Annotated in this window: 20 protein-coding genes; 15 read left to right on the top strand and 5 right to left on the bottom strand. The window is 68.8% G+C overall.

Translation table 11 applies throughout. The annotated features are described in order from the left end of the window. Nucleotides 1-44: 44 nt before the first annotated feature. On the bottom strand, nt 45-1,547 hold the full coding sequence (locus tag LC490_RS21550) for a sulfatase-like hydrolase/transferase (RefSeq protein WP_223621565.1): 1,503 nt from the start codon (nt 1,545-1,547) through the stop codon (nt 45-47). 308 nt (nt 1,548-1,855) lie between these two features. Here LC490_RS21550 and LC490_RS21545 point away from each other — a divergent pair, with 308 nt between their 5' ends. Together LC490_RS21545 and LC490_RS21540 are read left to right on the top strand one after the other, a co-directional pair. Next, nucleotides 1,856-3,436 carry a CocE/NonD family hydrolase gene (locus LC490_RS21545; protein ID WP_223621564.1) on the top strand — a complete coding sequence of 527 codons (1,581 nt, stop codon included), beginning with the start codon at nt 1,856-1,858 and terminating at the stop codon, nt 3,434-3,436. Between the two features lie 213 nt (nt 3,437-3,649). Next, nucleotides 3,650-4,216, top strand: coding sequence for a hypothetical protein (locus LC490_RS21540; protein ID WP_031372772.1), 567 nt, complete (start codon nt 3,650-3,652; stop codon nt 4,214-4,216). 83 nt (nt 4,217-4,299) lie between these two features. On the opposite strand, the gene LC490_RS21535 is transcribed toward LC490_RS21540, so the two are convergent. From LC490_RS21535 to LC490_RS21525, 3 genes are read right to left on the bottom strand one after another with little or no spacing between them, the layout of a single operon-like run. Continuing rightward, entirely contained in the window at nt 4,300-5,550 is a 1,251-nt protein-coding gene (locus LC490_RS21535) for a heme biosynthesis HemY N-terminal domain-containing protein (protein WP_223621563.1), read from the bottom strand. A gap of 57 nt (nt 5,551-5,607) precedes the next feature. Next, entirely contained in the window at nt 5,608-6,618 is a 1,011-nt protein-coding gene (locus LC490_RS21530) for a uroporphyrinogen-III C-methyltransferase (protein WP_051885144.1), read from the bottom strand. A 48-nt stretch (nt 6,619-6,666) separates the two neighbouring features. Then, entirely contained in the window at nt 6,667-7,431 is a 765-nt protein-coding gene (locus LC490_RS21525; RefSeq protein ID WP_223621562.1) for a uroporphyrinogen-III synthase, read from the bottom strand. 124 nt (nt 7,432-7,555) lie between these two features. On the opposite strand from LC490_RS21525, the gene LC490_RS21520 reads away from it, so the two are divergent. From LC490_RS21520 to LC490_RS21495, 6 genes are all read left to right on the top strand, one after another. Next, a complete protein-coding gene (locus tag LC490_RS21520; protein WP_031372768.1) occupies nt 7,556-8,023 on the top strand; it encodes a YiiD C-terminal domain-containing protein in 468 nt (155 codons plus the stop codon). 48 nt (nt 8,024-8,071) lie between these two features. After that, on the top strand, nt 8,072-8,521 hold the full coding sequence (locus LC490_RS21515; protein WP_223621561.1) for a hypothetical protein: 450 nt from the start codon (nt 8,072-8,074) through the stop codon (nt 8,519-8,521). 178 nt (nt 8,522-8,699) lie between these two features. Continuing rightward, nucleotides 8,700-9,137, top strand: a complete 438-nt coding sequence (locus LC490_RS21510; protein ID WP_031372766.1) for a rhodanese-like domain-containing protein — start codon at nt 8,700-8,702, stop codon at nt 9,135-9,137. Between the two features lie 173 nt (nt 9,138-9,310). Beyond that, nucleotides 9,311-9,826, top strand: coding sequence for a protein-export chaperone SecB (gene secB, locus LC490_RS21505; protein WP_031372765.1), 516 nt, complete (start codon nt 9,311-9,313; stop codon nt 9,824-9,826). A 19-nt stretch (nt 9,827-9,845) separates the two neighbouring features. Beyond that, a complete protein-coding gene (locus tag LC490_RS21500) occupies nt 9,846-10,892 on the top strand; it encodes an NAD(P)H-dependent glycerol-3-phosphate dehydrogenase (protein WP_031372764.1) in 1,047 nt (348 codons plus the stop codon). Between the two features lie 92 nt (nt 10,893-10,984). Beyond that, nucleotides 10,985-12,526: a hypothetical protein gene (locus LC490_RS21495; RefSeq protein ID WP_031372763.1), complete on the top strand. Its 1,542-nt coding sequence runs from the start codon at nt 10,985-10,987 to the stop codon at nt 12,524-12,526. Nucleotides 12,527-12,727: 201 nt separating this feature from the next. Here the strand turns inward: LC490_RS21495 and LC490_RS21490 are convergent, their stop codons facing one another. Then, nucleotides 12,728-13,330: a diffusible signal factor-reguated Ax21 faimly protein gene (locus tag LC490_RS21490; RefSeq protein ID WP_031372762.1), complete on the bottom strand. Its 603-nt coding sequence runs from the start codon at nt 13,328-13,330 to the stop codon at nt 12,728-12,730. A gap of 365 nt (nt 13,331-13,695) precedes the next feature. On the opposite strand from LC490_RS21490, the gene LC490_RS21485 reads away from it, so the two are divergent. The 7 genes from LC490_RS21485 (at nt 13,696) to LC490_RS21455 (ending at nt 23,521) form a co-directional block, all read left to right on the top strand. Then, nucleotides 13,696-14,454: a 2OG-Fe(II) oxygenase gene (locus LC490_RS21485; protein ID WP_223621560.1), complete on the top strand. Its 759-nt coding sequence runs from the start codon at nt 13,696-13,698 to the stop codon at nt 14,452-14,454. Between the two features lie 281 nt (nt 14,455-14,735). After that, on the top strand, nt 14,736-15,515 hold the full coding sequence (locus LC490_RS21480) for a peptidoglycan-binding domain-containing protein (protein WP_036149027.1): 780 nt from the start codon (nt 14,736-14,738) through the stop codon (nt 15,513-15,515). A 203-nt stretch (nt 15,516-15,718) separates the two neighbouring features. Beyond that, nucleotides 15,719-17,962, top strand: coding sequence for a TonB-dependent siderophore receptor (locus LC490_RS21475; protein ID WP_223621559.1), 2,244 nt, complete (start codon nt 15,719-15,721; stop codon nt 17,960-17,962). Further along, on the top strand, nt 17,959-18,687 hold the full coding sequence (locus LC490_RS21470; protein WP_223621558.1) for an ABC transporter ATP-binding protein: 729 nt from the start codon (nt 17,959-17,961) through the stop codon (nt 18,685-18,687). Before LC490_RS21475 ends, LC490_RS21470 begins: the two co-directional genes overlap by 4 nt. Then, nucleotides 18,684-20,087 carry a DUF3526 domain-containing protein gene (locus LC490_RS21465; RefSeq protein WP_223621557.1) on the top strand — a complete coding sequence of 468 codons (1,404 nt, stop codon included), beginning with the start codon at nt 18,684-18,686 and terminating at the stop codon, nt 20,085-20,087. Before LC490_RS21470 ends, LC490_RS21465 begins: the two co-directional genes overlap by 4 nt. Continuing rightward, complete coding sequence (locus LC490_RS21460; RefSeq protein ID WP_223621556.1) at nt 20,084-21,580, top strand: DUF3526 domain-containing protein; 1,497 nt, start codon at nt 20,084-20,086, stop codon at nt 21,578-21,580. The genes LC490_RS21465 and LC490_RS21460 overlap by 4 nt, the downstream gene beginning before the upstream one ends. A gap of 3 nt (nt 21,581-21,583) precedes the next feature. Next, nucleotides 21,584-23,521 carry a TonB-dependent receptor gene (locus LC490_RS21455; RefSeq protein WP_223621555.1) on the top strand — a complete coding sequence of 646 codons (1,938 nt, stop codon included), beginning with the start codon at nt 21,584-21,586 and terminating at the stop codon, nt 23,519-23,521. Nucleotides 23,522-23,541: the final 20 nt, after the last annotated feature.

Here is a 23,541-nt window from a genome sequence, read left to right as displayed (position 1 = left end):
TCAGCAACAGCAACAGCAACAGCAACGGTAAGCGTTTGCGACCATCAAGCCGGCGGCGCACCGCGGCTGGTGCCGGCGATGTATTGCGGCGGCCACACCGTGCTCGGCGGGGTGGTGCCTTTGGCCCGCATCTGCGCCTGCAGTTCGGCCTCGAGTACGAGCTGCTGCATCGCGAAGGCCGGGTTGCCGGCGAGGTTGTCGTTCTGCTGCGGGTCGGCGAGGAGGTCGTACATCTCCCAATCGCCGCCCTGGCCCGGGTCGGATGTCGATCCATACACCGCATACGTCCACTGCGTCGAGCGGATCGCGCGGATCAGGCTCGGGCCGTCGCCGGCGATGTCGTCGTAGGTGTAGTGCACGTAGTCCTGCACCGAACTGCTGCTGCCGTCGAGCACCGTGCTCAGGTCGGTGCCGACCAGGTCGGCGAATTGCCCGCTCACCCCGAGCAGGCTGGCCAGGGTCGGCAACAGGTCGACCGAGCTCGCCAGGGCCTGGGTGGTCTGCGCCTGCGGCCAGGCGACCGGGTTGGAGAACAGCAGCGGTACATGGATCGCTTCGTCGTAGGCGTTGACGAATTTCTCGACCATGCCGTGCGACAGGCCGAGTTCGCCGTGGTCGGCGAAGCGCACGATCAGGCTCTGCTCGATCAAGTCGCTGCCCATCGCGTCGAGCACCTGCTGGATCTGCGAATCGACGTATTCGACCAGATACGCATAGAAGTCGACGAAATCCTGTTGGTTGGCCTGGCCTTCGCTCATCTGGCCCCAGGTGAAGCTCGACTGCGCGCGCGGCTTGGTCGACAGATCTTCGTCGGCATTGGTGGGGATCGGCGCATCGGCGAGGCTGTAGGTCGCCTGGTCGTAAAAGGTCGAGGCCTCGTTCAAATAGCCCAGGTGCGCGTCGTGCGGATTGACCAGCGACACCACCAGGCAGAACGGACTCGCCGGCGGCGCTTGCAGGAAGGCGCGGGCGTCGGCGACGTAGCGTTGATCGTTCTGGTTCGGCTGCACCGGCTGGCCCGGCGGTTGCAGCGGCTGCAAAGGGATCAGGGTGCCGCCGCCGAGGAAGGTGGTGCCGAGGTTGAGTCCGGCATCGTTCGGGTCCCAGCTCTGGAAACCCCAGGGCTGCAGATCGGTGCTCAGCGAGCCGGGTTCTTCGCCGCCGAGCAGATGCCATTTGCCGATCCAGTAGCAGTCGTAGCCGGCGGCCTTCAGCACGGTGGCCAGGTTCGGTACGCCGTTTGGGAAGTGCGGCGGCAGCGGCACGTCGGGCTGCGGCAGGGCCTGCCCGCCGGTGGTGGTGCAGCCGGTGCGCGCCGGGTACTGGCTGGTCAAAAAAGTCGCGCGGCTCGGCGAGCACATGCAGGCGCCGGTGAAGGCGTTGGCGAACTCGATGCCGTTGGCGGCGAGCTGACGCATCGCCGGCATCTTCGCTGCGAGCGTCGGCTGATAGGTCGCTGGCCACTGCAGCAGGCTGCGTTCCTGGTCGGTGATGATCAGGATCAGATTCGGTTTGTTGCCGTTCGAGAACAGATCGCTCAGGGCCATGACGGACGCTCCGTGAAGTGCAAGCTCAAACGCGCGATGCCGCGCGCTCAGGCCGGCGCACGCCGCGGCGCGATATCAAGCCGTGATCGTGGTCACGCCATGGCGGCGCTCGACGCCGGGTTGCGGCTCGATGGGCGGCCGGGAACCGCAGCGATCCGGCGGTTCCGTGACCGCCGTCGCCTGGGTTCACGAAAGTCGGTTTGCGGGTGCTAGTCCGGCCTCCATGCGCGGTGGTACGGTCGTGGCGCAACAAACCATACGCAAACGTATCCAATCGTGCTGGTCGATCCTTGGGAGGGGATGAACTCATGCGCAGAATCTGGTCGTGGTTCGTGTCGTGTTTGGCCCTGTTCGTCGTCGCCTTGCCGGTCGTGGCGGGCGGATTCACAGGCAGTTACCAGCGCATTCCGGGCTGGGATGGGGCCGAGATGGGCGCCTTCGTGATGGTGCCCAAGGACCAGGGACCGGGTCCGTTTCCGCTCGTGGTGATGCCGGCCAGCTGGGCCGTGCCGAACCTGGAGTACGTCGGCCGCGGCGGCATCCTCGCCAGCCAGGGCTATGTGGTCGTCAGCTACACCTCGCGCGGGTTCTGGGATTCGGCCGGGCAGATCGACATCGCCGGGCCCGGCACGGTCGAGGACGTCAGCTCGGTCATCGATTGGGCGCTCGCGCACACGCCGTCGAATCCGGCGCGGATCGGCGCCAGCGGCATTTCCTACGGCGCCGGCATCAGCCTGCTCGCGGCCGAGCGCGATCCGCGCATCAAGGCGGTCGCGGCGCTGAGCGGTTGGGCCGACCTGGAAGCCTCGCTGTATGCCAATCGCACCGTCAGCCAGCAGGGCGCGGCCTTGTTGGTGGTGGCCGGCAGCCTCACCGGCCGGCCCGGTCCGGAGTTGGCCCAGGCCACCGCGCGCATGGCGTTCGGCGACTTCGACGGCGCGGTCAACGGCCTGCTGCCGGTGATTCCGCAACGCAGCCCGGTCACCGAGGCGGCGGCCTTGAACCGCAACGGCACTGCGGTGCTGCTCGCCAACGCCTTCAACGACAGCCTGTTCACCCCGGGGCAGTACATCGATTTCTACAACGGCCTGAGCGGGCCGAAGCAATTGCTGTTCAGTCATGGCGACCACGCCACGGTCGAAGCGCCTGGCGCGCTCGGCCTGCCGAACGAGATCTACGACGCGGTCGGCCGTTGGTTCGATCGTCACCTCAAAGGCCTGGCCAACGGCGTCGACAGCGAATCGCCGGTGCGCCTGAAATCGCAGGACGGCGACTGGCGCGGTTACGCCGACTGGAACGCGGTGCAACGCGGCGCGACCGTGTATGCGCTGAGCCGGCCGACGGGCCTGTTGGCGCCGACCGGCGAACTGTCGGGTTCGCCGAGCACCGGCTGGAACCACGCGATCCTCACCGGCCTGCCGACCGTCGCCGACTCCGGCGTGGCCATGCTCAGCGGTTTCCTGCAGTCGGTGCAGATCGCGCCGCAGGCCTCGATCCCGCTGGTGGCGCGTGCCGGCGCCGGGGTGTGGTCGTCGCCGACCTACTGGACCGGCAAGCAGCTCAGCGGCATGCCGCAGTTGCATGTCACGGTCACGCCGACCCAGGCCGACGTCAGCTTGTTCGCCTATCTGTACAGCGTCGACCTGCTCGGCAACGGCACGCTGTTGAGCCACAAACCGTACTCGCTGCGCGGGGCGACGCCGGGTGTGGCGAAGACGATCGACCTGCGCATGGAAGCGACCAGCTGGGACATCCCGGCCGGCCGCAAGCTGGTGCTGGTGGTCGACACCGTGGACCCGCGTTACACCGCGGCGACGCGCATCGGCGGCTCGGTCAGCTTCAGCTCGCCGGCCTCGAACCCCTCGACCCTGACGGTGCCGTTGCGCTGACTCTCGGCGCCACCGCAGCTCGCGACAACGGCGCCCCAGGGCGCCGTTGTCGTGTCGGCGTCGCGCTTGCGTTGCGCCCGCGCCCGGCTAGGATGAGCTGCGAAGGAATCGGCAGGCACTACAACGGCGAGTGCGCGGCGCCGCTGCGATCCGCGCCGTCGCGCCGGCGACGCGCCAAACGATTACGAAATCGGGGATGCGACAGGGGACGCGATGTCGAGCTTCAATCCGTACGAGGCGCCGAAGAGCGCGCTGATCCATTCGCCTCGCGACGCCGGCGAACAGGCCGGTCCGTGGCGCGACGGCAAGGACCTGGTGGCCCAGCGCAGCAGCGAGCTGCCGGCGCGTTGCGTCAAATGCAATGCCGAGGCGACGGCGCCCAAGCTGCTGCAGCGCTATTACTGGCATCACCGCGGCTGGCACCTACTGATCCTGTTCAACCTGTTGATCTATGTGATCGTAAAGGTCGCGATCCGGAAGAGCGCGCGTCTGAACGTCGGGGTCTGCGCCGTGCATGCGCGCAAGCGCTTGGTCGCGATGTGGGCGGCGGCGTTGTTGCTGGCGGCCAGCGTCGCGACCTTGCTCGTCGCAATGAGCGGGCAACTTGGCGGCGCGGCTTATCTGGCGAGCCTGGCTCTGTTGATCGCCGCGATCGCGGTCGGCCTGGTCAAGGCGAGGTTGCTGTACCCCAAGCGGATCAGCGAACGTTATGCGCGCTATGCCGGATGCGGCGACGAGTTCCTCGCCACGTTGCCGAGCTTCGGCGACAGCGATCGTTGAGCGTCGGCGTCGATCCGGGCGCATTCGGGCAAGGCATAAAAAACGGCCGCTTCGAAGGCGGCCGTTTTCGTCGGGGGCGCGACTCAACCGCGCAAACGCGGCATGCCGTGTTCGTCGCGCTCTTCGATCACCGCCTCGTCGAAGATCTTCTGGCGCAGGTCGCGGCCGGGCAACTCGGTGGCGGCTTCGCCGCGCGCCGCGCGCAATGCGTTGACGTAACTCAGGCGGGCGCGGTTCTCGTCGCCGGCCTGGGCGTAGCCGTGGCCGAGCTCTTCCCAGGCTTCGCTGTTCGCGCCCTGGGCGAGCGCGCGGTGCAGATAGCCTTCGGCCTGCGGCCACTGGCCTTGGGCGCGGCTGATCCGGGCCAGGCTGACCAGCAGGCCCGGGCTGCCCGAATGCGCCTGCAGCCAACGCTCGGCATTGCCGCGGCGCGCCTCTAGGCGGCCGATCGGCAGGCGGCCGTACAAGGCCGCCAGCGATTCGTCCCAACGCGTGTCGAGCGCCTGTTCGAGGCTCTTGGCCGCGGCTTCTTCCCAGCGCAGCGCGGCCGCGCGTTCGGCATAAGCGGCGACCGTGGCCGGCTCGCTCTTCAGCGGCTTCGGCAGGGTTTCCCAATGGTCGGCGAGGACGTTGGCATCGGCGGCTTCGCGCAGCGCCGCTTCGGCCCAGGCGGCTTCGAGCTCGGCGAGGCGTTCGGCCGGCCACACGTTGTGCTGACGCAGTGCGCCGAGCAGGCCGTAAGCCTCGCCGGCGCGGCCGAGTGCGGCCAGGGCCTGCGCGCGCAAGGCCAGGCCGCGCGGCGGCAGCGGTTGCACGTTGGCGGCGTCGAGCGCAGCGAGCGCATCGCCGGCGCGGTCTTCGGCCAGGGCGAGGTCGGCGACGGCGAGCGCGCGCGCGACCGGGTAATCGCCGGCGAGCGCATCGAGATGGCGGCTCGCGGCGGCGGCGTCGCCGCGCGCGCTGGCCGAGCGTGCGGCGGCGACTTCGGCGATCGCGGCCACGTCGCGGCTGCGCGCGGCCTGGCCGAGCGATTTCTCGGCGCGGGCCCAGTGGCCCTGGTGCAGCGCTTCGAGACCGTCGATGAGGCGTGCGCGTGCCTGCTTCTTGCGATGCCGGCGCATCGCCACGAACGGCAGGCTGATCACTTTCCACACCAGCCACAGTGCGAGCAGGCCGCCGATCAGGATCAGCAAGGCCTTCGGCAGGTTGGTGACGTAGTCGATGCCGCCGTAGGTGACCACGACGTGGCCGGGGTCCTGCACCAGCAACTGCGCGACGAGCGCGCCGACCAGGGCCAGGACGATCCAGAACAACAGATTGCGGAACAGATTCATGTGCGGCACCTCCTTATCGCGCCAGCTTCCTGATCGGGTGTCGGCGGCCCGGCCGGTTCATTGGGCCGTGCGCAACTGGCGCAACTGCTGCAGTGTCGTGCCCAGGGTAGGAACCGACAGTGAAAGCGGCAGCGCGGCCAGTTCGCGCAACTGCGCGAGTTGGCGGTTTTGGGCCGGCGAAGGCGCCGACAGGCGCAGCACCCAGCTTTCGGCACGCTTGAGCGCGGTGCGATAGCCGTCGGCGTCGCGCCGTTCGGCGGCGGCGCGCGCCAGCGAGATTTCCAGTTGCAGGCCGGCGAGCGCGGCGGCGCGGTCGCTGGGGTGGGTGGCGACGGTGCGGTCGACCGGGCGGGTCTCGATCAGGGTGCCGAAGGCGCGGCGCCACCACGGCGCCAGCGCCGGCGCCGCCGCGCTCGGGCGCTCCGGCGGCAGGCTCAGGTTCTGCGCCAACGCATCCAGCTTGGCCATCGCCTGCACGCGCGGTTCGATGCCGAGCTCCTTGAGCGCGGCGGTTTCCTGCAGCAGGGTCTGGCGCAGGCTGAGATAGGCCGGGTCGTCGACGCCGTCGAGGACGCCGCCGGCCAGCGCATAGGCGCGGCGTGCGCCTTCCAGGTCGCCGGCGATCTGCAGGCGCTGCTGGCCCAGGGTCAGCAGCAGTTCGGTCTCGTCCAGGCGCATGGCCTGGGCGCCGTGGCGGTCGGGATCGGCGAGCTTGGAGACGCTGTCCTCGATCAGGGCGGCGCGCTGGCCGATGCCGTGCAACTCGTCGCGCAGCACCCGGTTGGTGGTGTCGGCCTGGGCGATGCGGCGGTTTTGCGCTTCCTGGTTGGTGCGGATCGTGTCCAGGCGCTCGCCGAGCGCTTCCAGGCGCTGGCCGGCATCGGCTTCGGCGGCGCGGTCTTGCGCCTGCCGGTTCTGCCATTGCTGCCAGCCGTACCAGGCGCCGCCGCCGGCGATCAGCAGCACGATGAGCAGCCAGAGCCAGCCGTTGGAACCGCGACGCGGCGTCGGCGATGCGGGAGCGGGGGATGCGGGAGTCGTGGACACGGTATCGAGGGGGGTGTTCATGGCCCGGCCATGCTACCGGATCGGTGCATCAAGACTGCCTTGACGCGATCAGCAGGCCGGCGGCGGCCGCTCGGGGGCGTCGCCGCCGGCGAGCGCGGCGCAGCCGGCCAGCAGGTCCTGCGCGCGCGGCCCGGCGGCCACCTCGACCTCGGCGAAGCCGAGGCCGCGCGCGAGCTCGGCCAGACGCGCGCTGGCGGCGCTGACGCGTGCCCGGCGCAGACGCGCGCCGGCGGCTTCGGGCAATTGCGCGAGCACGCGTTCGAGCGCTTCGCCGCTCGACAGCGCCAACCACAGCGGGCCGTCGAAGCCGAGCAGCCGCGCGATTTCGAACCGCGACGGCGCGGCCGGTTCGCGCACGTAGATGTCGGCGCGCAGCACGCGCGCGCCGCGCGCCTGCAAGGCCGGCGCGAGCACGCCGCGCCCGCCCGCCGCAGTCAGCAAACCGAATGCTTCGTTATCGAAATGTTGCAGTTCCGCTAACGCGAGCAGACCTTCGCTGTCCATGCGATGCGGCCACAGCACTTCGGCGATGCCGATTTCGTTCAACACCGCGGCAGTGCCTGCGCCGACGGCGTACCAACGCTGGCCGGCGCGCGTGCTCAACGACGGTTGCAGATCGCGCAACGCGCGCGCTGCGGCGGGACTGGTGACGAGTACGTGCGGCGCCGCCAAAGCATCCGATAACGCACGCCGGGATGCCGAATCGTCCTGCGTGCGCACCGACCACGGCGAAAGCTCGATCAATCCGCCGCCGTACTGTGCGGCGATACGACGAAGTTCTTCGTGATCGCCGCTCGGACGCAGTGAGATCACGTACCATCCCGGCGGTTGTCGCAGCTCGCGGCTCATGCGAACAGCTTCGCACAGCGCTGCCGATCGCGGCACTCGCCGGTGGCCGCCGTCTCCGGCGCGACACTCAATACTCCCCCGAACTGCAATGCCTTCGATGACTTCCGACGCCGCTCTGCAACGCCTTCATCAGCACTACCAATCGATGCCGCCGGTCGCGGCCATGCAGGTCAACATCGCCGGTTACGACGGCTCGCGCCTGCGCCTGCACGCGCCGCTGTCGCAACACGTCAACGACAAGGGCTGCGCCTTCGGCGGCAGTCTGGCCTCGATGATGACCCTGGCCTCCTGGGGCGTGATGTCGCTGGGCATCGAACAGGCCGGCCTCAAGGCCGAGGTGTTCGTCGCCGACAGCCAGACCCGCTACCTCGCGCCGCTGTTCGCCGACCTGGACGTGCACGCCGAGCTCGCCCCGGGCGCCGACTGGGGCAGCTTCCTGACCACCCTGCGCGAGCGCCGCCGCGCCCGCACCTCGCTGATCGCGCGTGCGCTGCTGCCCGAAGGCGGGATCGCGACCGAGTTCACGGCGCGCTACGTGGCCATCGCTAAGCCCTGACGCGAACGGTAGGATGCACGCCGAACGTCCTTTCCGCCGGAGTCCGCGATGCGCCCGCTTTCGAACAGCTCGCTCCTGATGCGCTTGTTGCAGCTCGCCCTGATGTTGTCGTGCGTGCTCGCGCTCGGCGGTTGCCAGACCACCGGCACCCAGAACAACAAGATCGGCGAGACCCAGTACGCCTATTCGGCGGCGATCCGCTGGGGCGACTTCGAGGGTGCGGTCAACCTGATCGAGCCCAAGCTGCGCAAGCAACTGGCGCCGACGACGATGCAACTGGAGCGCTACAAGCAGATCCAGGTCTCCTCTTACCGCGACGTCGGCACCGAGATGGACAAGGAAAAGGGCACCGCGGTGCGCCTGATCGACATCGGCGTGATCAACCGGCACACCCTGGCCGAGCGCACCGTGCGCTACACCGAGGCCTGGACCTGGGACCCGGAAGCCAAGACCTGGTGGCTGGTCAGCGGCCTGCCGGACTTCTGGGCCGGCCAGTAACCGCTCCGGGCCGCCCGGCATGGGCGGCCCCGCTCGCACCGCCCCGCTCAGAGCGCCCGCTCCGAACGCGCTTTTGCGCCGCCGCGCGCGCTGGGCGACAATCGCCGCCCGTTCGGGCCTCTGCGAGTCCGACTTCGTGAGCCCGACCTTGTGAGCCCGATCCTGTGAGCATGACCCTGTGAGTCTTGAAGAACTGCTGGCGTTCGCCGGCCGCCACCTGTACCTGTCGCTGGGCTTCGCCGGCCTGACCCTGGCCATCGTCTACACCGAAATCGCGCGCCTGTTCCGCGGCTACAAGGCCCTGCGCCCGGCCGAGCTGACCGCGCTGATCAACCGCGACAACGCCCTGGTCATCGACCTGTCGGCCAGCACCGAGTTCGAGAAAGGCCACATTCCGGGCAGCCGTTCGGTCCAGCCGAGCCAGTTCGACCCGGAAAGCAAGCTGCTCGCCAACGCCAAGGCGCTGCCGGTCGTGGCGGTGTGCCGCACCGGCCAGGCCTCGGCCGACGCCGCCAAGCGCCTGAAGAAGGCCGGCTTCGAGCAGGTCTATTGGCTCGACGGCGGCATCCAGGCTTGGCAACAGGCCGAACTGCCCTTGATCAAGGGCCGCGGCTGAGCCCTGCGGCGGGGCCGCGACGTTGTCGCGCCACCGCCACGGGCGCCGCCTAGACTGCGCCTCGCCCACCCTCGATAGCCGCCGTGCGTGATCCCGGTCCGGGTGTTTGGTCCCGGTCCGCGCGAGCGGGCATAATCGACCTCTTTTCTGAATTCCGCTGGGGAGTCACCCGAATGTCCGAAGAAAACGTCAACGGCGCCACCGCGCCGGCCGAAGCCGCAACCGGCCCCGCGTTCACCGTCGAGAAGATCTACGTAAAGGACGTCTCCTTCGAGGTGCCCGGCGCTCCGGCCGTGTTCGCCGAAGCCGCGCAGCCGCAGCTGCAGCTGAACCTGTCGCAGAACGTGCAGCGCGTCGGCGAGAACGCCTTCGAGGTCGTCCTCGGCATCACCCTGACCTGCACCGCCAACGACAAGCCGATGTACCTGGCCGAAGTGAAGCAGGCCGGCGTGTTCGGCCTGATCGGCTTCGACGCGGCGACCCTCGACGCGATGCTCGGCACCCACTGCCCGAACGTGCTCTACCCGTACGCGCGCCAGTTGGTCAGCGACCTGATCCAGGCCGGCGGCTTCCCGCCGTTCTTCCTGCAGCCGATCAACTTCGACGCCCTGTACGCCGAAGGCGTGCGTCAGCGCGGCGCCCAGTCCGAAGGCGGCCTGGCCGACGCGGAAACCGCTGGCAACGCCTGAGCCACGGCTCGCCTCGCGCATGACCCACGATCCGTCGCCGGCCGCTGCGCCGAAACCGCGCGTGGCGGTGCTCGGTGCCGGTTCCTGGGGCACCGCGCTCGCCGCGCTGATCGCCCGGCACGGTCATCCGACCGTGCTGTGGGGCCGCGACGCCGACGGCGCCGCGGCCATCGATACGCGGCATGAAAACCCGCGCTACCTGCCCGGCATCGCCTTGCCGGACTCCCTGCGCGCGACCACCGACCTGGCCCTCGCCCTGCGCGACGCCGACCTGGTCCTGGTGGTGGTGCCCTCGCACGCCTTCGCCGAAACCCTGCGCGAGCTCGCCCCGCACCGTCCCGCGCATGCGGGCGTGGCCTGGGCGACCAAGGGCTTCGAGCCCGGCAGCGGCCGGTTCCTGCACGAAGTCGCCGGCGAAGTGCTCGGCGACGACGTGCCGTTGGCGGTGGTGACCGGGCCGTCGTTCGCGAAGGAAGTCGCGCAAGGCCTGCCGACCGCGCTGACCGTGCACTCCGACGATGCCGCCTTCGCCCAGAGCGTGGCCGATGCCTTGCACGGGCCGGCGTTTCGCGCCTACACCGGCGACGACATGCTCGGCGCCGAACTCGGCGGCGCGATGAAGAACGTGCTCGCGGTCGCCACCGGCGTCGCCGACGGCATGCAGCTCGGCCTCAACGCGCGCGCCGGCCTGATCACCCGCGGCCTCAACGAAATGCTGCGCCTCAACCAGGCCATCGGCGGCCAACCCGAGACCCTGATGGGCCTGGCCGGCCTCGGCGATCTGGTGCTGACCTGCACCGGCGATCTGTCGCGCAACCGCCGCCTGGGCCTGGCCCTCGGCCGCGGCCAGTCGATCGAAGACGCGGTGCGCGAGATCGGCCAGGTCGTCGAATCGGTGCAGACCGCCGACGAAGTGATGCGCCAGGCCGAACGGCACGGCGTCGAACTGCCGATCTCCAGCGCGGTGCGCGCCGTGCTGCACGGCGAGATCACTCCGGCCGACGGTCTGCGCAAGCTGCTCTCGCGCGAGCAGAAACCCGAATACCCGACCGACCTGTTCGGTTGAGTCGCAACGCCGGCGCTGCTGCCGGCGTCGCTGCGTCCGCCGCGACTATCGCGGCCACCCACCCCCTCGAAACCCTCGGGAAAGGAACTCCTATGCGTCGTACGCGGGCCGTCTGGCCGCTCGTGCTCTCCCTGTTGTCGTTGCCGGCCTTCGCCGCGCCGCCGCCCTGCGGCAGCTATGTGACCGACGACTCCCCCGATCGCCTGATCTTCGACGGCAGCCGCGTCGAGCTGCGCGACGAGGAAGGTTTCCTTTCCGAGTTCTCGCCCTACGCCTACCGCGTCGAAGGCGACACCTTGTGGGTGCGCTCCGCCGACAGCAATGTGCTCAAGACCTACAAGATCGAAAGCGACGGCCGTCTGATCCAGCAGGCCGACCGCTTCGACAAGGGCGGCGAGGTCTACCGGCAGGTCGCCAAGGCGCAGTGCCAGCCGGCGGGCACCCAGGTCGTGGCGGTCGCGCCGCTCGAAGGCAAGCAACACCGCGACGACCAGCAAGATTGCGCGCTCGGCGACGTCCAGTCCTGCGTCGCGGTCATCGATTTCGGCCACACCCTCGCGCCGGCGCAAAGCGCGGCGAAACTGGAAACCTACTGCCGCCGCGACCGCAGCCCCTACGCCTGCAAGCAATGGGTCAAGTCGCTGAGCGCCGAGGAAGCGGGCGCGCCGATATACATGTTCCGCACCCAGCGTGTGTCCGAGGCCGGCCTGGCCGCGTTGCGGGTGTCTTGCCGCGACATCGGCGACGGCAAGGCCTGCGTCTCGCTGGCCGACCAGCAATGGCTGGCCGGGCGCTATGCCGATGCGCGCGACAGCTTCGCCTTCGCCTGCGACGGCAAGCTGTCCAAGGACGCCTGCAAGCGCGTCCAAGAGCTGAGGGGACTGAGCTTACGCAACGATGCGCCGCGCCAGCCGCCGCGTCAGCCGTGCGGCAGCTACGTCCTTCCCGATTCCGAAACGAGCCTATTCGGCGTGTTCCGTTTCACCGATGGGCAGGGCGCGAGCATGTCGGAAGAAGGCGAAGCCGACATGCGCTATCGCCTGCGCGAAGACGAAGTGCTGGTGCGCCACGACAAGGGCGACGATTTCGTGCTGCGCTGGTTCGATGCCGACACCCTCATCGGCATGGACGAGTGGACCCGCTACAAGGCGTATCGGCGCACCGAGCCCGCGCAGTGCGAGGCCATCGCCATGCCGGTGGCCGGCAAGCGCCTCAGGGAAACGCCGTACAAGGTCGACCACTGTGCCTTGACCGATCCGGGCGGCGCCGCGGCCTGTTGCGCGAAGGGTTCGATGTCGGCCTGCATGGGCGAGGGCCACATGGCCGCGCTCAACAACAACTGGGCCGTGGCCGCGCGTTCTTACGACAAGGTCTGCGCGATGCACGTGCGCGAAGGCTGCGGCAATCTCGTCGCTGCCTACCACAACACCGGCGACGACAAACTGCTCGCCGGCATCCGCAAGGTTTGCGCGGACACCCCCGACTCGGTGGCTTGCGAAGAACTGCAGCTGGCGAGCCCGCAGCAGGTCGAAGAGAAGCGCCTGGAGCGCGAGATGGCGCAGGAGCTGCAGAAGCTGCTGCAGGAAGGCGCGAAAGACGGCGAATCGCAGGACGCGCCAGAAGGCGAGCGCTGAGCGCGAGGCCCGGTCTGCCGAGGTTCATTATCGGCGGGCCCTGGCGCCGCCGCCACGAAGCGAGTCAGCCCAGTGGCTTCGCCGATCCGAACCCCGGACAAAAAAAGAGCCCGGCCTTTCGGCCGGGCTCGATCGCGACGTTTCGGGGGAGAGAGAGAACGGATCGCGGTGTTGCGGAATACTTATCGGTAGCGCTTTCTATCAGAAGCTGAAGCGCGGGCCGATGAAGAATTCCTTTTCGCCGCCGTCGAGGAACTTGGCGTCGGCGGTGATGCCCCAGTTCTGGTTGAACTTCACCAAGGTACCGACACGGCCGTAGAACTTGCCGTCGTAGGACTTGTCGTAGTCCTGGTAGCCGGCGAAGGCATAGCCTTCCCAGTTCGGCGTCAGGGTGCCGTTGACGCCCACTTCGACGCTGCCGCCCTTGAGCTTGTAGTCGCCGAACGAGTCGAAGTCGGACTTGTTGTGCTCATAAGCCAAGCGGGTCACCAGGTCGACGCGCTTGCTCAGCTCGTGGTTGTAGCCCACGCCCACGCGCAGATGATCGACGTCGTAGCCGGGAACGCGGAAGGTGCCGAAGTTGTACGAATCGGTCTTCTGCTGGCTGTAGCTGCCGAAGACGTGGAAGTTCGGGTGGAACGCGTACGAACCGCCGATGGCCCAGCCGTCGGAGTCGGTGTACTTGGTTTCGCCGTCGGTCTTGGCGTAACCGGCCTGTGCGTAGTTGTAGGACACGCCTTCGGCCGCGGAAGCTGCGAACGGCAGGGCGGCGGCGAGGGTGAGGGCAAGCAATGCACGCTTCATAAGGTCTAAGCCTCTTTATTGGTTTTATTCCGAATCCTCGCGCCTCGGAGTAAGGCGTCCGTGTGGATTCGGTGTGCGCAGTATCGGCATCGCGCTTCAATCGAACCTGAATTTTGTGTGCCTTTTTACAGGAACTAAACGTTCTGCTTACGGTACTTGGACATTTACCTAGGCCTTAAGTCATGGTTTTTTCCGCTCGGTTCAGCGAATGACGAGGCAATCTTGCCCGCGGCTGAATGTCTTGTTTCGCCGTATTCGGCAAAGCCGCGCGAATCGATCGGAGCGAAATACAAGGAACGGATATCACCGGACCCGATCGCGGCCCGAACATGAGAGGACCTGGTTTGTTCCGCGAGCGCCGACCCATGACGTTTGTCACCGATCACTCCTTACGCCCGATGCCGTCGGACGAATTCCTGGCGCTTGACGAACGCATCGGAGCGCAGGACTGGGGCGCCATCGCCGCCGCGTTGGATGGCGGCGGTCATGCGCTGATGCGGCAGTTGCTGACGCGCGAGGAGTGCGACGCCATCGCCGGCGCTTACCACGATGAGGCCCGTTACCGCAGTCGCGTGGTCATGGCCCGGCATGGTTTCGGGCGCGGCGAATACCGTTATTTCCGCTATCCCTTGCCCGATCCCGTGCAAGGTTTGCGCGGCGCCCTGTATCCGCGGCTCGCGCCGATCGCCGAGCGCTGGAACCAGGCCATGGGCATCGCTGTGAGCTACCCGCCGCGGCTGCAGGACTTTCTCGCGCGCTGCCATGCTGCGGGCCAGACCCGGCCGACGCCGCTGCTGCTGCGTTACGCGAGCGGCGACTACAACTGCCTGCACCAGGATCTGTACGGCGAGCATGTGTTCCCCTTGCAGGCGGCGATCCTGCTGTCGCAGCCGGGACGCGATTTCGAAGGCGGCGAGTTCGTGTTGACCGAGCAGCGCCCGCGCATGCAGTCGCGGGTCGAGGTGGTGCCGCTGCAGCAGGGCGACGCGGTGGTGTTCGCGGTCAACCAACGGCCGGTGCGCGGCGCGCGCGGCCATTACCGCGTGGCGATGCGTCACGGCGTCAGCCGCCTGCATTCGGGACAGCGGCATACCCTGGGCGTGATCTTCCACGACGCGAGCTGAGCCGAGGTCGCGGCGATAACGTCGAGGCGTGCCGGGCACGGCCAGCGTTGGCGCCGTCGACGGCGCCGGCGACGCCAGGTTACGGCGGCCAGCGCCGGTGTTTCATGCATGAACGACTCGGACGTGACCGTGTTCGCGCGGCCACGGCGTTGGCTATGGAGTCGCGGCCCATGCGCCGCGACGACGCGACGATGGCCGATCGCGGTGCGCGCCTGGCGGCACGCGCCGACGCCGGAGGCTTCGCGCGTCCATGGACGTAGTCGCCGTCAGGGAGTCAGGTCATGGCATTGCACGAACAAGCGTATATCCGTCGCGAACTGGAGTTTCCGGGGGCCTTGAGCAATGGCGCGAGCGGGGCGGGCGCAAGACGGGTCCAGGAATGGCTGGGGTTTCACGGCAACGGCACGCCGATCGACGGCAAGTTCGGTCCGGCCACCAACCGCGCTATCGAGGCCTTCGCCGCACGCAAGCATCTGAGTTACGCCGGCATCTTGACCCACGAGGTGTGGGCGGCGCTGACCGAGCCGATGGCGCGCGTGGTCGGTTTGCCGGCGAAGGCGCCGAACAAGTCGTATCCGCAACTCGTGCGTTGGTTCGCCGAGCAGCACTTGGCCGAGCATCCGGTCGAACTCGGCGGCGCCAACCGTGGGCCGTGGGTACGCATGTACATGAAGGGCAGCGAGGGCGAAGCCATGCTCTGGTGCGCCGGCTTCGTCAGCTTCGTCATGCAGCAGGCCGCCGAGAAGGCCGGCCGCGCCGCGCCGATCGCCGGCAGCTTCGGCTGCGACGAACTCGCGCGCCAGGCGAAGGCGGCGGGGCGTTTCGTCGCCGGCAAGAACGTTGCCCATAACGGCGGTTTCGGCGCGCTCGGCGCTTGCGGCATCTTCCTGGTGCGCAAGACCTCGAGCGACTGGATCCACACCGGTTTCGCCTTCGACGGCGGCGAGGAAAGCTTCCTCAGCATCGAAGGCAACACCGACCACAAGGGTTCGGCGAACGGCTTCGAGGTCGCGCGCCGCACCCGCCGCACCGCCGCCAACGATTTCATCCGCCTCGCTTAAGCGGGGCGCTGCCCCGCCGCCGCGCCGTCTTCCCGCGTTCCGCCCGCCGAACGGGCGGAGCGTCCTGGTTCCGTTTTCGCCCGTCCCCGCCAGACGAAATGTTGGCGGGGCGTATTGACGCGCCCTTCACCTCGACTTACATTGCCTCGTCAATGAAATGATATATCGTTTCATTTCACGCAAGGCATGGGGCGAGGATCACAGTGAGCGCAAGCAAGCAGGGCAGCCGGGCAGGTGCGGCGTACTTCGGGCGGATGACGCTCGCATCGGCTTTGGCATCGGTGACGTTGGCGTCGCCGGCGGCGGCACAGGAGGCCGCCGGCGGCGCGGCGGCGACCCTGCTCGACACGGTCACCGTCGAGGGCCGGCGCGCCGCCACCGCGCCGCTCGACACCGCCAACGCCACCGGTTCGCGGCTCGGTCTGACCGCGCGCGAGACCCCGGCGATGGTCGAAGTGCTGAGCCAGGACGCGATCCAGGCCCGCGGCCTGCGCGGCAGCGTCGATGCGCTCAACGCCGCGCCCGGCGTATTGGCCGGGCAGTTGCCGTCGTCGCCGGGCATGACCTCGATGCGCGGGTTCACCGGCGGCGCCATCGCCTTGCTCTACGACGGCGTGCGCCAGACCGCGGCGCCGTTGGTCACGCGCGACTTCGACAGTTGGAGCTTCGAGCGCATCGAAGTGCTCAAGGGCCCGGCCTCGGTGCTGTACGGCGAGGGCGCGCTGGCCGGCGCGATCAACCTGGTGCCGAAGCGGCCGCAGCTCGGCGACAGTGCTGTGGATGCCCGCGCTTTCGAAGGCATGGCCGGCTGGGGCAGCTTCGGCAGCCAGCGTTATGCGCTCGACGCGAACATTCCGCTCAGCGATCGCTTCGCCTTGCGCGCGGTGGCCAGCCATCGTCGCAGCGACGGTTATGTCGACGACACCGCCAGTGAGGCGACCTCGGCGACGCTGGCCGCGCGCTGGCGTCCGAGCGACGCGCTCGACATCGATCTGGCCCTGGATCATTACGAAGACGACTACGACACCGCCTACTGGGGCACGCCCCTGCTGCCGCGTGCCATCGCCCGCGAGCCGAGCGGGCTGGTGCGCAGCGGCAGCGACTACGTGCTCGACCGCTCCCTGCGCAAGCGCAACTACAACGTCGACAACGGCGTACAGGACGCACGCAGCGACTGGCTGCGCTCGCGGGTGAGCTGGCAGCTCAGCGACGGTCTGCGTTTCAGCAACGAGTTCAGCTATTACGACGCCAAGCGGCGCTGGCTGAATTCCGAGACCTATACCTATAACCGCCGCAGTGGCCTGCTCGATCGCGGCACCACCCGGATCGAACACGAACATCGCTTCTGGGTGGAACGCGCGACCCTGTTCTCGGAGCACCGCCTGGCCGGGCGCCGCAACCGCGCCTCGGTCGGGGTCGAGTTCAGCGACGGCGACTTCTTCGTCATGCGCCGTTTCGGCACGACCACGGCGGTCGACCCGTTCGCGCCGGTCCGCGGCCGCGTGTCCTTCGACGACGTTGCGCGCAACTTTCCCGGCGCCGGCAACCGCGTCGATTTCGACTCGACGACCCGGGTCGCCTCGGTGTTCGCCGAAGACGCGCTCAACCTGAGCCCGCGCTGGTTGCTGCTGGCCGGGCTGCGTTACGACCGCATCGAACTCGAACGCAGCATCCGCGACCTCAACACCGCAGCGCTGACCCGGTTCGAGCGGCGTTACGAACCCTTGTCGTGGCGGCTCGGCACGGTATTCGACCTCAGCCCGAAGACCCAGTTGTTCGCCCAGTACAGCGAGGCGGTTGCGCCGGTCGGCAGCCTGCCGCTGCTGTCGCTGGCCAATTCGCGCTTCGAGCTGACCCACGGCCGCGCCGTCGACGCCGGCATCAAGAGCAGCTTCTGGCAGGACCGCATCGACCTCAGCCTGGGCGGTTACTGGATCGAGCAGGACGACATCGTCACCCGCGACCCGCTCAATGCGAATCTGTCGGTGCAGGGCGGGCGCCAGTCCTCGCGCGGCATCGAACTGTCGGCATCGGCGGCGCTGACCCGCGGCCTGCGCCTGGAAGCGAGCTTCGCCGCGCTCGATGCGCGCTTCGACGAACTGCGCGAAGCCGGCGGCGTCGACCGCGCCGGCAACGTGCCGCCGAACGTGCCCGAGCGCGTCGCCAACCTGTACGCGAGCTATCGCTTCGAGGCGATCCCGCTGACCCTCGGCGGCGGCGTGCGCCATGTCGGCGCCTTTTACACCAACAACGCCAACAGCATCCGCGTCGATGGCCACGACGTCTGGGACGCCTCCGTCGCCTACCGCCTGCCGTTCGGCGAGATCGCCCTGCACGGGCGCAACCTCGGCGATGCCTTCTATGCCGACTGGTCCGGCGGCGCGGCCGACCAATTGGTGATCGCGCCGCCGCGCAGCGTCGAGCTGACCTTCCGGGTGAACTTATGAGCCTGCTGGAAACCCGCAGCGACGCGCTGCGCCTGCACGAGGTGCGCAAGGACTTCGGTGCGCGCCATGCGCTCGAAGCCTTGTCGCTGGCGATCGCGCCGGGCGAGGTTTACGCATTGCTCGGCCCGAACGGCGCCGGCAAGACCACCACCTTGAACCTGATCCTCGGCTTCCTGACGCCGGAGGCGGGCCATATCGACGTCGCCGGCACCCGCGTCGACCGCGACCCGCTCGCGGCACGGGCCAAGATCGCCTACCTGCCGGAAACGGTGATGCTGCATCCCACTCTCAACGCGATCGAGAACCTGAGCTATTTCGCCCTGCTCGGCGGGCGCCGTCTCGACGATGCGCAGGCGCGCGCGTTGCTCACCGAAGCCGGTTTGCAGGAGGAAGCGCACAGCCGCCGCGCCGCCGGATTTTCGAAAGGCATGCGCCAGAAGGTCGGCCTGGCGATCGCCCTGGCCAAGAATGCGCAGTTGTTGCTGCTCGACGAACCCACCTCGGGGCTCGACGCCAGCGCCGCCAACGACCTCTCGCAAGGCGTGCGCGCGGCGGCCAAGCGCGGCATCGCGGTGCTGATGGCGACCCACGATCTGTATCGGGTCAAGGATGTGGCGCATCGGCTCGGCATCCTGCGCGCCGGGCGTCTGCTGGTCGAACGTCATACCGACGAACTGTCGGCGACCGAGATCGAAGCCCTGTATCTGGAGCAGCTCGCCGCATGAGCGCGTCGCTGACCGGTTACGAATGGACGCTGCTGCGTCGCGACCGTCGGGCGTGGTGGGCCTTGCTTTGCCTGGGCGCCTTGGTGCTGCTGGCGTTCGCGGTCAATCTGGATGCGATCGCCACGACCAATGCGGCCAAGAGCGAGATCGGCCGCGCCGAGCGCGCGCGCTGGCTGGGCCAGGGCGAGAAAGACCCGCACTCGGCCGCGCATTACAGCATCTACGCGTTCAAGCCGACGCCGGTGCTGGCCGCGCTGGATCCCGGCGTGGAGCCCTTCGTGGGCCAGGCGGTCTGGCTGGAAGCGCATGTGCAGAACGACATGCTGTACCGGCCGCAAGGCGAGGCCTCGATGCTGCAGCGCGCCGGCCTGGTCAGTCCGGCCGGGCTGCTGATCGGCTTCGCGCCCTTGGTCGCTTTCCTGCTTGCCTTCACCGCGGTGGCGATGGACCGCGAACGCGGCACCTTGCGCTTGGCGCTGGGCGCGGCGATCCGGCCGCGCGCGATCGTGATGAGCAAGGCCTTGGCGATCTGGTCTGCACTCGTGTTGGTCTTGCTGCTGCCGGTGACCGCTGCGACCGCTGCATCGAGCTTCGTCCTGGGCGTGTTCGACCTCGACACCGCCACGCGCCTGGGCTTATGGACGCTGACGATGGCGCTGTATCTGGCCTTGCTGACCGCGGTCGGCATTGCGGTGTCGATGCTCGCCGGCAGTGTGCGCGCGGCGTTGGCGCTGTTGTTCGGTCTGTGGATCGTGTTCGGCCTGGCCTTGCCGCGCTGGGCCAACAGCGCGGTCGACAGCGCGCAGCCGTTGCCGTCGACCCAGGCGGTCAAGCAGCGTTTGCTCGACGAGGCGCCGGCGTTCTGGACCGCCGAGGATGCCAAGGCCAACCAGGCCAAGCTGCTGGCGCAGTACGGCGCGGCGAGCAAGGACGAGTTGCGGGTCGATCTGCGCGGCGCCGAACTCGATCTGAGCGAGCGGCATTCGCATGCGGTGTTCGACCGCGTGCTCGGCGGTTTCTACGACCGCGTCGAAGCGCAGGATCGCGGCTATGCCGTGCTGGGCCTGCTGTCGCCGATGGCGGCGATGCAGAGTCTGTCGCCGGCCCTGGCCGGCAGCGACTTCGTCCATCACCGCCGCTTCGTCGATGGCGCCGAGCGCTACCGGCGCGAGTTAGTCAATCGCATGAACCAGGACGTGATGGCGCATCCGCTCAACGGCGAGGGGCCGCGTCATACCAACGATGCTTCGCTGTGGGCGCAGATCCCCGAGTTCCGCCATCGCGTGCCGCCGTTGGCGAGCGCCTGGGGCGTGAGCACGCCGGCCTTGCTGGCCTTGCTGGGCTGGTGCGCGGCGGCCTGGGCGGCGTTGGCGCTGGCGGCGCGGAGGATGCGGCCATGAGCGCGACGGTCGACATCGGTTTCGTCGCGTTGTGGCGCTGGGAGCTGCGCCACGTCGGACGTAATCGCTTGCTGTGGATGGTGATCGGCCTGCTCGGCGTGGCGATGCTGTGGGGCGCGCTCAGCGGCGCCGCCCTGCATCGCAGCCAGGACGCGGCGATCGAACGCAGCCGCGCCAGCGATGCGGCCTGGACCGCGCAGATCCGCGAACGCGCGCGCCGCTACGCCGAGCCGGCCGAGAGCGAAGTGCCGTACTGGCAGGACCCGACCGACGCCGCGGGCTTCAGCCGCTATTTCCTGCGTGCGCACAGCTACAAACCGAACCTGCCGTTGTCGCCGCTCGCGGTCGGGGTCAGCGATCTGATGCCCGGGCGCTTGCCGGTCAAGTTGGAAACGCCGTTCGGGGTCGAACCGGTGTACGACTTCGAGAACCCGCGCGGGCTCGGGTTGGGACGTTTCGACCTCGGCTTCGTGCTGGTGTATTTGCTGCCGATCGCGGTGGTGCTGTTGATCGGCTTGCTCGCCACCTTCGAGCGCGACCACGGCATGCTGCGTTTGATCGCCGCGCAACGGGTCGGTCCGCGGACCTGGCTCGGCGCGCGCGTCGCCGCCATCGTCGCCTGGCTCGCGCCGGCGACGCTGGTGCTGGCGACCGCCTCACTCCTGGTCGCCGGCGCCGATCTCGCCGCGGCCTGGCCCGAACTGATCGCGTCGGCGGTACTGGTGGTGGCTTACCTGTCGTTCTGGGCCGCGCTGGGATTCGTCGTGGTCTCGGCCTGGCCCAGCGCCGCCGGCGCGATCAGCCTGATGAGCGCGGTGTGGGCATTGCTCGCGATCGGCCTGCCCCTGTTCGGCAGCGCGCTCGCGACCCGGCTCGGCGACGCGCCGTCGCCGGTGGCCTATGTCGATGCGCAACGGCGCGCCAACGACGCCATCGCCGAGCAGCGCGACGCGATCGTGGGCGCGGCCTTCCGCCGCTCTTCCGTGCTCGCCGCGGCGACCGAACGCGTGGCCAAGATCGACTACGCCACGCGCATGACCTTCCTGACCCCGGAGCTCGAACGGCGCCTGCTGCCCTTGCGCGAGCGCCAACAGGCCGCACGCGAATGGCGCGGCCGGGTCTCGGACTGGGCCGGCTATCTCGCGCCGCCGTTGGGACTGGAAGAAGCCCTGGCGGTGCTTGCCGGCACCGATGCTACCCGTCATGAACGCTTCGAACAGCAGACCCGCGCATACCAACTGCGCCTGCGCGATTGGTTCTACCCGCGCATCCAAGGGCAAATCGCCGCGCCGACGCCGCGCGCGGTGGCCAATAGCTACGGGCGGATGAACTTCGCCGATTACGACGGCATTCCCGCGTATCTCGGCACCGAGGCGCCAGCGCGCGCGCGGGTCGCCGCGGTGCTGCCGATGATCGGTTGGCTGTGCCTGCTGGCGGGTCTGCTGACCGCACTCGCCTGGCGGCGTTTGCGTCGCTGGCCGACGGAGCTCTGAGCGATGAGACGAGACGCACTGGCCTGGGCCTTGGCCCTGATCGCTGCGACCGCGACGGGCGCGGTGCAGGCGCAACGCACCGACGACAACGCCGTCACCGCGGCCGAGGACGCGTTCGGTGCCACCCTAGGCAACGAAACCATCGGCTTGTACAGCACCAAGCAGGTACGCGGCTTCTCGCCGGTCGACGCCGGCAACGTGCGCATGGACGGAGTCTATTTCGATCGCCAGGGCACGGTGCCGCCGCGCCTGGTCGAGGGCTCGACCATTCGCGTCGGCCTGTCGGCGTTGAGTTATCCGTTCCCGGCGCCGACCGGCATCGTCGACTATCGCCTGCAGAAGGCCGGCGACCAGCGCGTGATCAGCGTGGTCGGCGCGCTCAATGCCTACGGCGCGCCGGCGTTGGAACTCGACGCCAAGCTGCCCGTGATCCCGGGCCGGCTCGGGATCGCCGCCGGTGTCTCGTATGCGCGCGAGGAGTATTACGACGGCGCCGACGCGCGCTATCTGCGCGCCGGTGTGGTGCCGCGTTGGCGCCCGACCGAGAACATCGAGATCCTGCCGTTCTGGAGCATCTCGCGCGGCCGCGACGAGGAAGTCGCGCCGACGATCATTACTGCCGGCAATCATCTTCCGCCGAAGATCGAACGCCGCCGTCATTTCGGCCAGACCTGGTCGGACAACGAGTACGACAGCCGCAACTACGGCGTGCTCGGCAAGGCGCGCTTCGGCGACGACTGGGCCCTGACCGGCGGCGTGTTCCGCTCGATCAATAATATGCCGAGCGGTTTCGCCGAGTTGTTCGTCGACACTACCCGCGATGGCCTGGCGCGCGAGAAAGTCATCGCCGATCCGCGCCAGCGCTCGGCCTCGACCAGCGGCGAACTGCGCCTGAGCCGCAGCTTCCGCGAAGGCCCGCGCCTGCACGTGCTGCACGTCGCCGCGCGCGGCCGTCGCCTCGACAGCGAGTACGGCGGTTCGGCGCCGGCCCTGGATTTCGGCGTGCGACCGCTCGGCGAACCCTTGCCGATGCCCGAACCCGTGGCATTCGCGTTCGGCCCGCGCACCCACGACCAGGTCCGCCAGTGGACCGGCGGCCTGGCCTACGAAGGGCGCTGGCGCGAGGTCGGCGAACTCAGCCTCGGCATCCAGCGCAGCCGCTATGAAAAAAGCGTCGACCAACCGGGCCTGCCGCGCACCTCAACGCGCGATCAGCCCTGGTTGCCGAACGCCAATGTCTCGGTCTATCTCGGCAAGCGCCTGGCCTTGTACGCCGGCCACACCCGCGGCCTGGAGGAAAGCGGCATCGCGCCCGACGACGCGGCCAATCGCAACGAAGCCCTGCCGGCGATCCGCACGCGGCAGAGCGACGCCGGCCTGCGTTGGGCCTTCGCCGACGGCATGAAACTGGTGGCCGGCGCCTTCGACGTGCGTAAACCCTATTTCACCACCGACGAGCGCAACGTCTACGGCGCGATCGGCGAAGTGCGCCACCGCGGCGTCGAGTTGAGCCTGAGCGGTCGGCCGATGGACTCCCTGAGCCTGGTCGCCGGCGCGGTGTTGATGCGGCCGCGGGTGAGCGGCGAAGCGGTGCGCCTGGGCCGGGTCGGCGATCGCCCGATCGGCCAGACCGAGCGCGTGCTGCGCGCCGATCTCGAATACCGCCCGCCGTCGTGGGCGGGGCTTTCGTTCGATCTGTCGATGAGTCACTACGGCGAACGCATCGCGTCGCGCGACGGACGCAACCGCGTACCCGACTACACCTTGGTCGATGTCGGCGCGCGCTATCGGTTCCGGCTCGGTTCGGCGCCGGCGACCTTGCGCCTGCTGGTCGCCAACGTCGGCGACACCTACACCTGGAACATCTACGGCAACAACAGTTTCGGACTCACCGACGGGCGGCGCTACGTGGCCCAGCTCGCGGTCGATTTCGACGGTTAATTCGGCGGTTTTGGGGAGCG

The sequence above is a fragment of the Lysobacter sp. ESA13C genome, assembly GCF_019970005.1.
Classification (GTDB): domain Bacteria; phylum Pseudomonadota; class Gammaproteobacteria; order Xanthomonadales; family Xanthomonadaceae; genus Lysobacter; species Lysobacter antibioticus_B.
The sequence above is the reverse complement of the archived record's forward strand: the minus strand, read 5'-3'. Positions and strand labels throughout refer to the sequence as shown.

Excerpts from the sequence above, each read along its gene's own strand:
- LC490_RS21550 (WP_223621565.1), bottom strand. The coding sequence starts at position 1,547 with ATGGCCCTGAGCGATCTGTTCTCGAACGGCAACAAACCGAATCTGATC.
- secB (WP_031372765.1), top strand. The coding sequence starts at position 9,311 with ATGTCCGAAGAAAACGTCAACGGCGCCACCGCGCCGGCCGAAGCCGCA.
- LC490_RS21545 (WP_223621564.1), top strand. The coding sequence starts at position 1,856 with ATGCGCAGAATCTGGTCGTGGTTCGTGTCGTGTTTGGCCCTGTTCGTC.
- LC490_RS21470 (WP_223621558.1), top strand. The coding sequence starts at position 17,959 with ATGAGCCTGCTGGAAACCCGCAGCGACGCGCTGCGCCTGCACGAGGTG.
- LC490_RS21535 (WP_223621563.1), bottom strand. The coding sequence starts at position 5,550 with ATGAATCTGTTCCGCAATCTGTTGTTCTGGATCGTCCTGGCCCTGGTC.
- LC490_RS21490 (WP_031372762.1), bottom strand. The coding sequence starts at position 13,330 with ATGAAGCGTGCATTGCTTGCCCTCACCCTCGCCGCCGCCCTGCCGTTC.
- LC490_RS21540 (WP_031372772.1), top strand. The coding sequence starts at position 3,650 with ATGTCGAGCTTCAATCCGTACGAGGCGCCGAAGAGCGCGCTGATCCAT.
- LC490_RS21495 (WP_031372763.1), top strand. The coding sequence starts at position 10,985 with ATGCGTCGTACGCGGGCCGTCTGGCCGCTCGTGCTCTCCCTGTTGTCG.
- LC490_RS21480 (WP_036149027.1), top strand. The coding sequence starts at position 14,736 with ATGGCATTGCACGAACAAGCGTATATCCGTCGCGAACTGGAGTTTCCG.
- LC490_RS21485 (WP_223621560.1), top strand. The coding sequence starts at position 13,696 with ATGACGTTTGTCACCGATCACTCCTTACGCCCGATGCCGTCGGACGAA.
- LC490_RS21465 (WP_223621557.1), top strand. The coding sequence starts at position 18,684 with ATGAGCGCGTCGCTGACCGGTTACGAATGGACGCTGCTGCGTCGCGAC.
- LC490_RS21520 (WP_031372768.1), top strand. The coding sequence starts at position 7,556 with ATGCCTTCGATGACTTCCGACGCCGCTCTGCAACGCCTTCATCAGCAC.
- LC490_RS21455 (WP_223621555.1), top strand. The coding sequence starts at position 21,584 with ATGAGACGAGACGCACTGGCCTGGGCCTTGGCCCTGATCGCTGCGACC.
- LC490_RS21530 (WP_051885144.1), bottom strand. The coding sequence starts at position 6,618 with ATGAACACCCCCCTCGATACCGTGTCCACGACTCCCGCATCCCCCGCT.
- LC490_RS21515 (WP_223621561.1), top strand. The coding sequence starts at position 8,072 with ATGCGCCCGCTTTCGAACAGCTCGCTCCTGATGCGCTTGTTGCAGCTC.
- LC490_RS21500 (WP_031372764.1), top strand. The coding sequence starts at position 9,846 with ATGACCCACGATCCGTCGCCGGCCGCTGCGCCGAAACCGCGCGTGGCG.
- LC490_RS21460 (WP_223621556.1), top strand. The coding sequence starts at position 20,084 with ATGAGCGCGACGGTCGACATCGGTTTCGTCGCGTTGTGGCGCTGGGAG.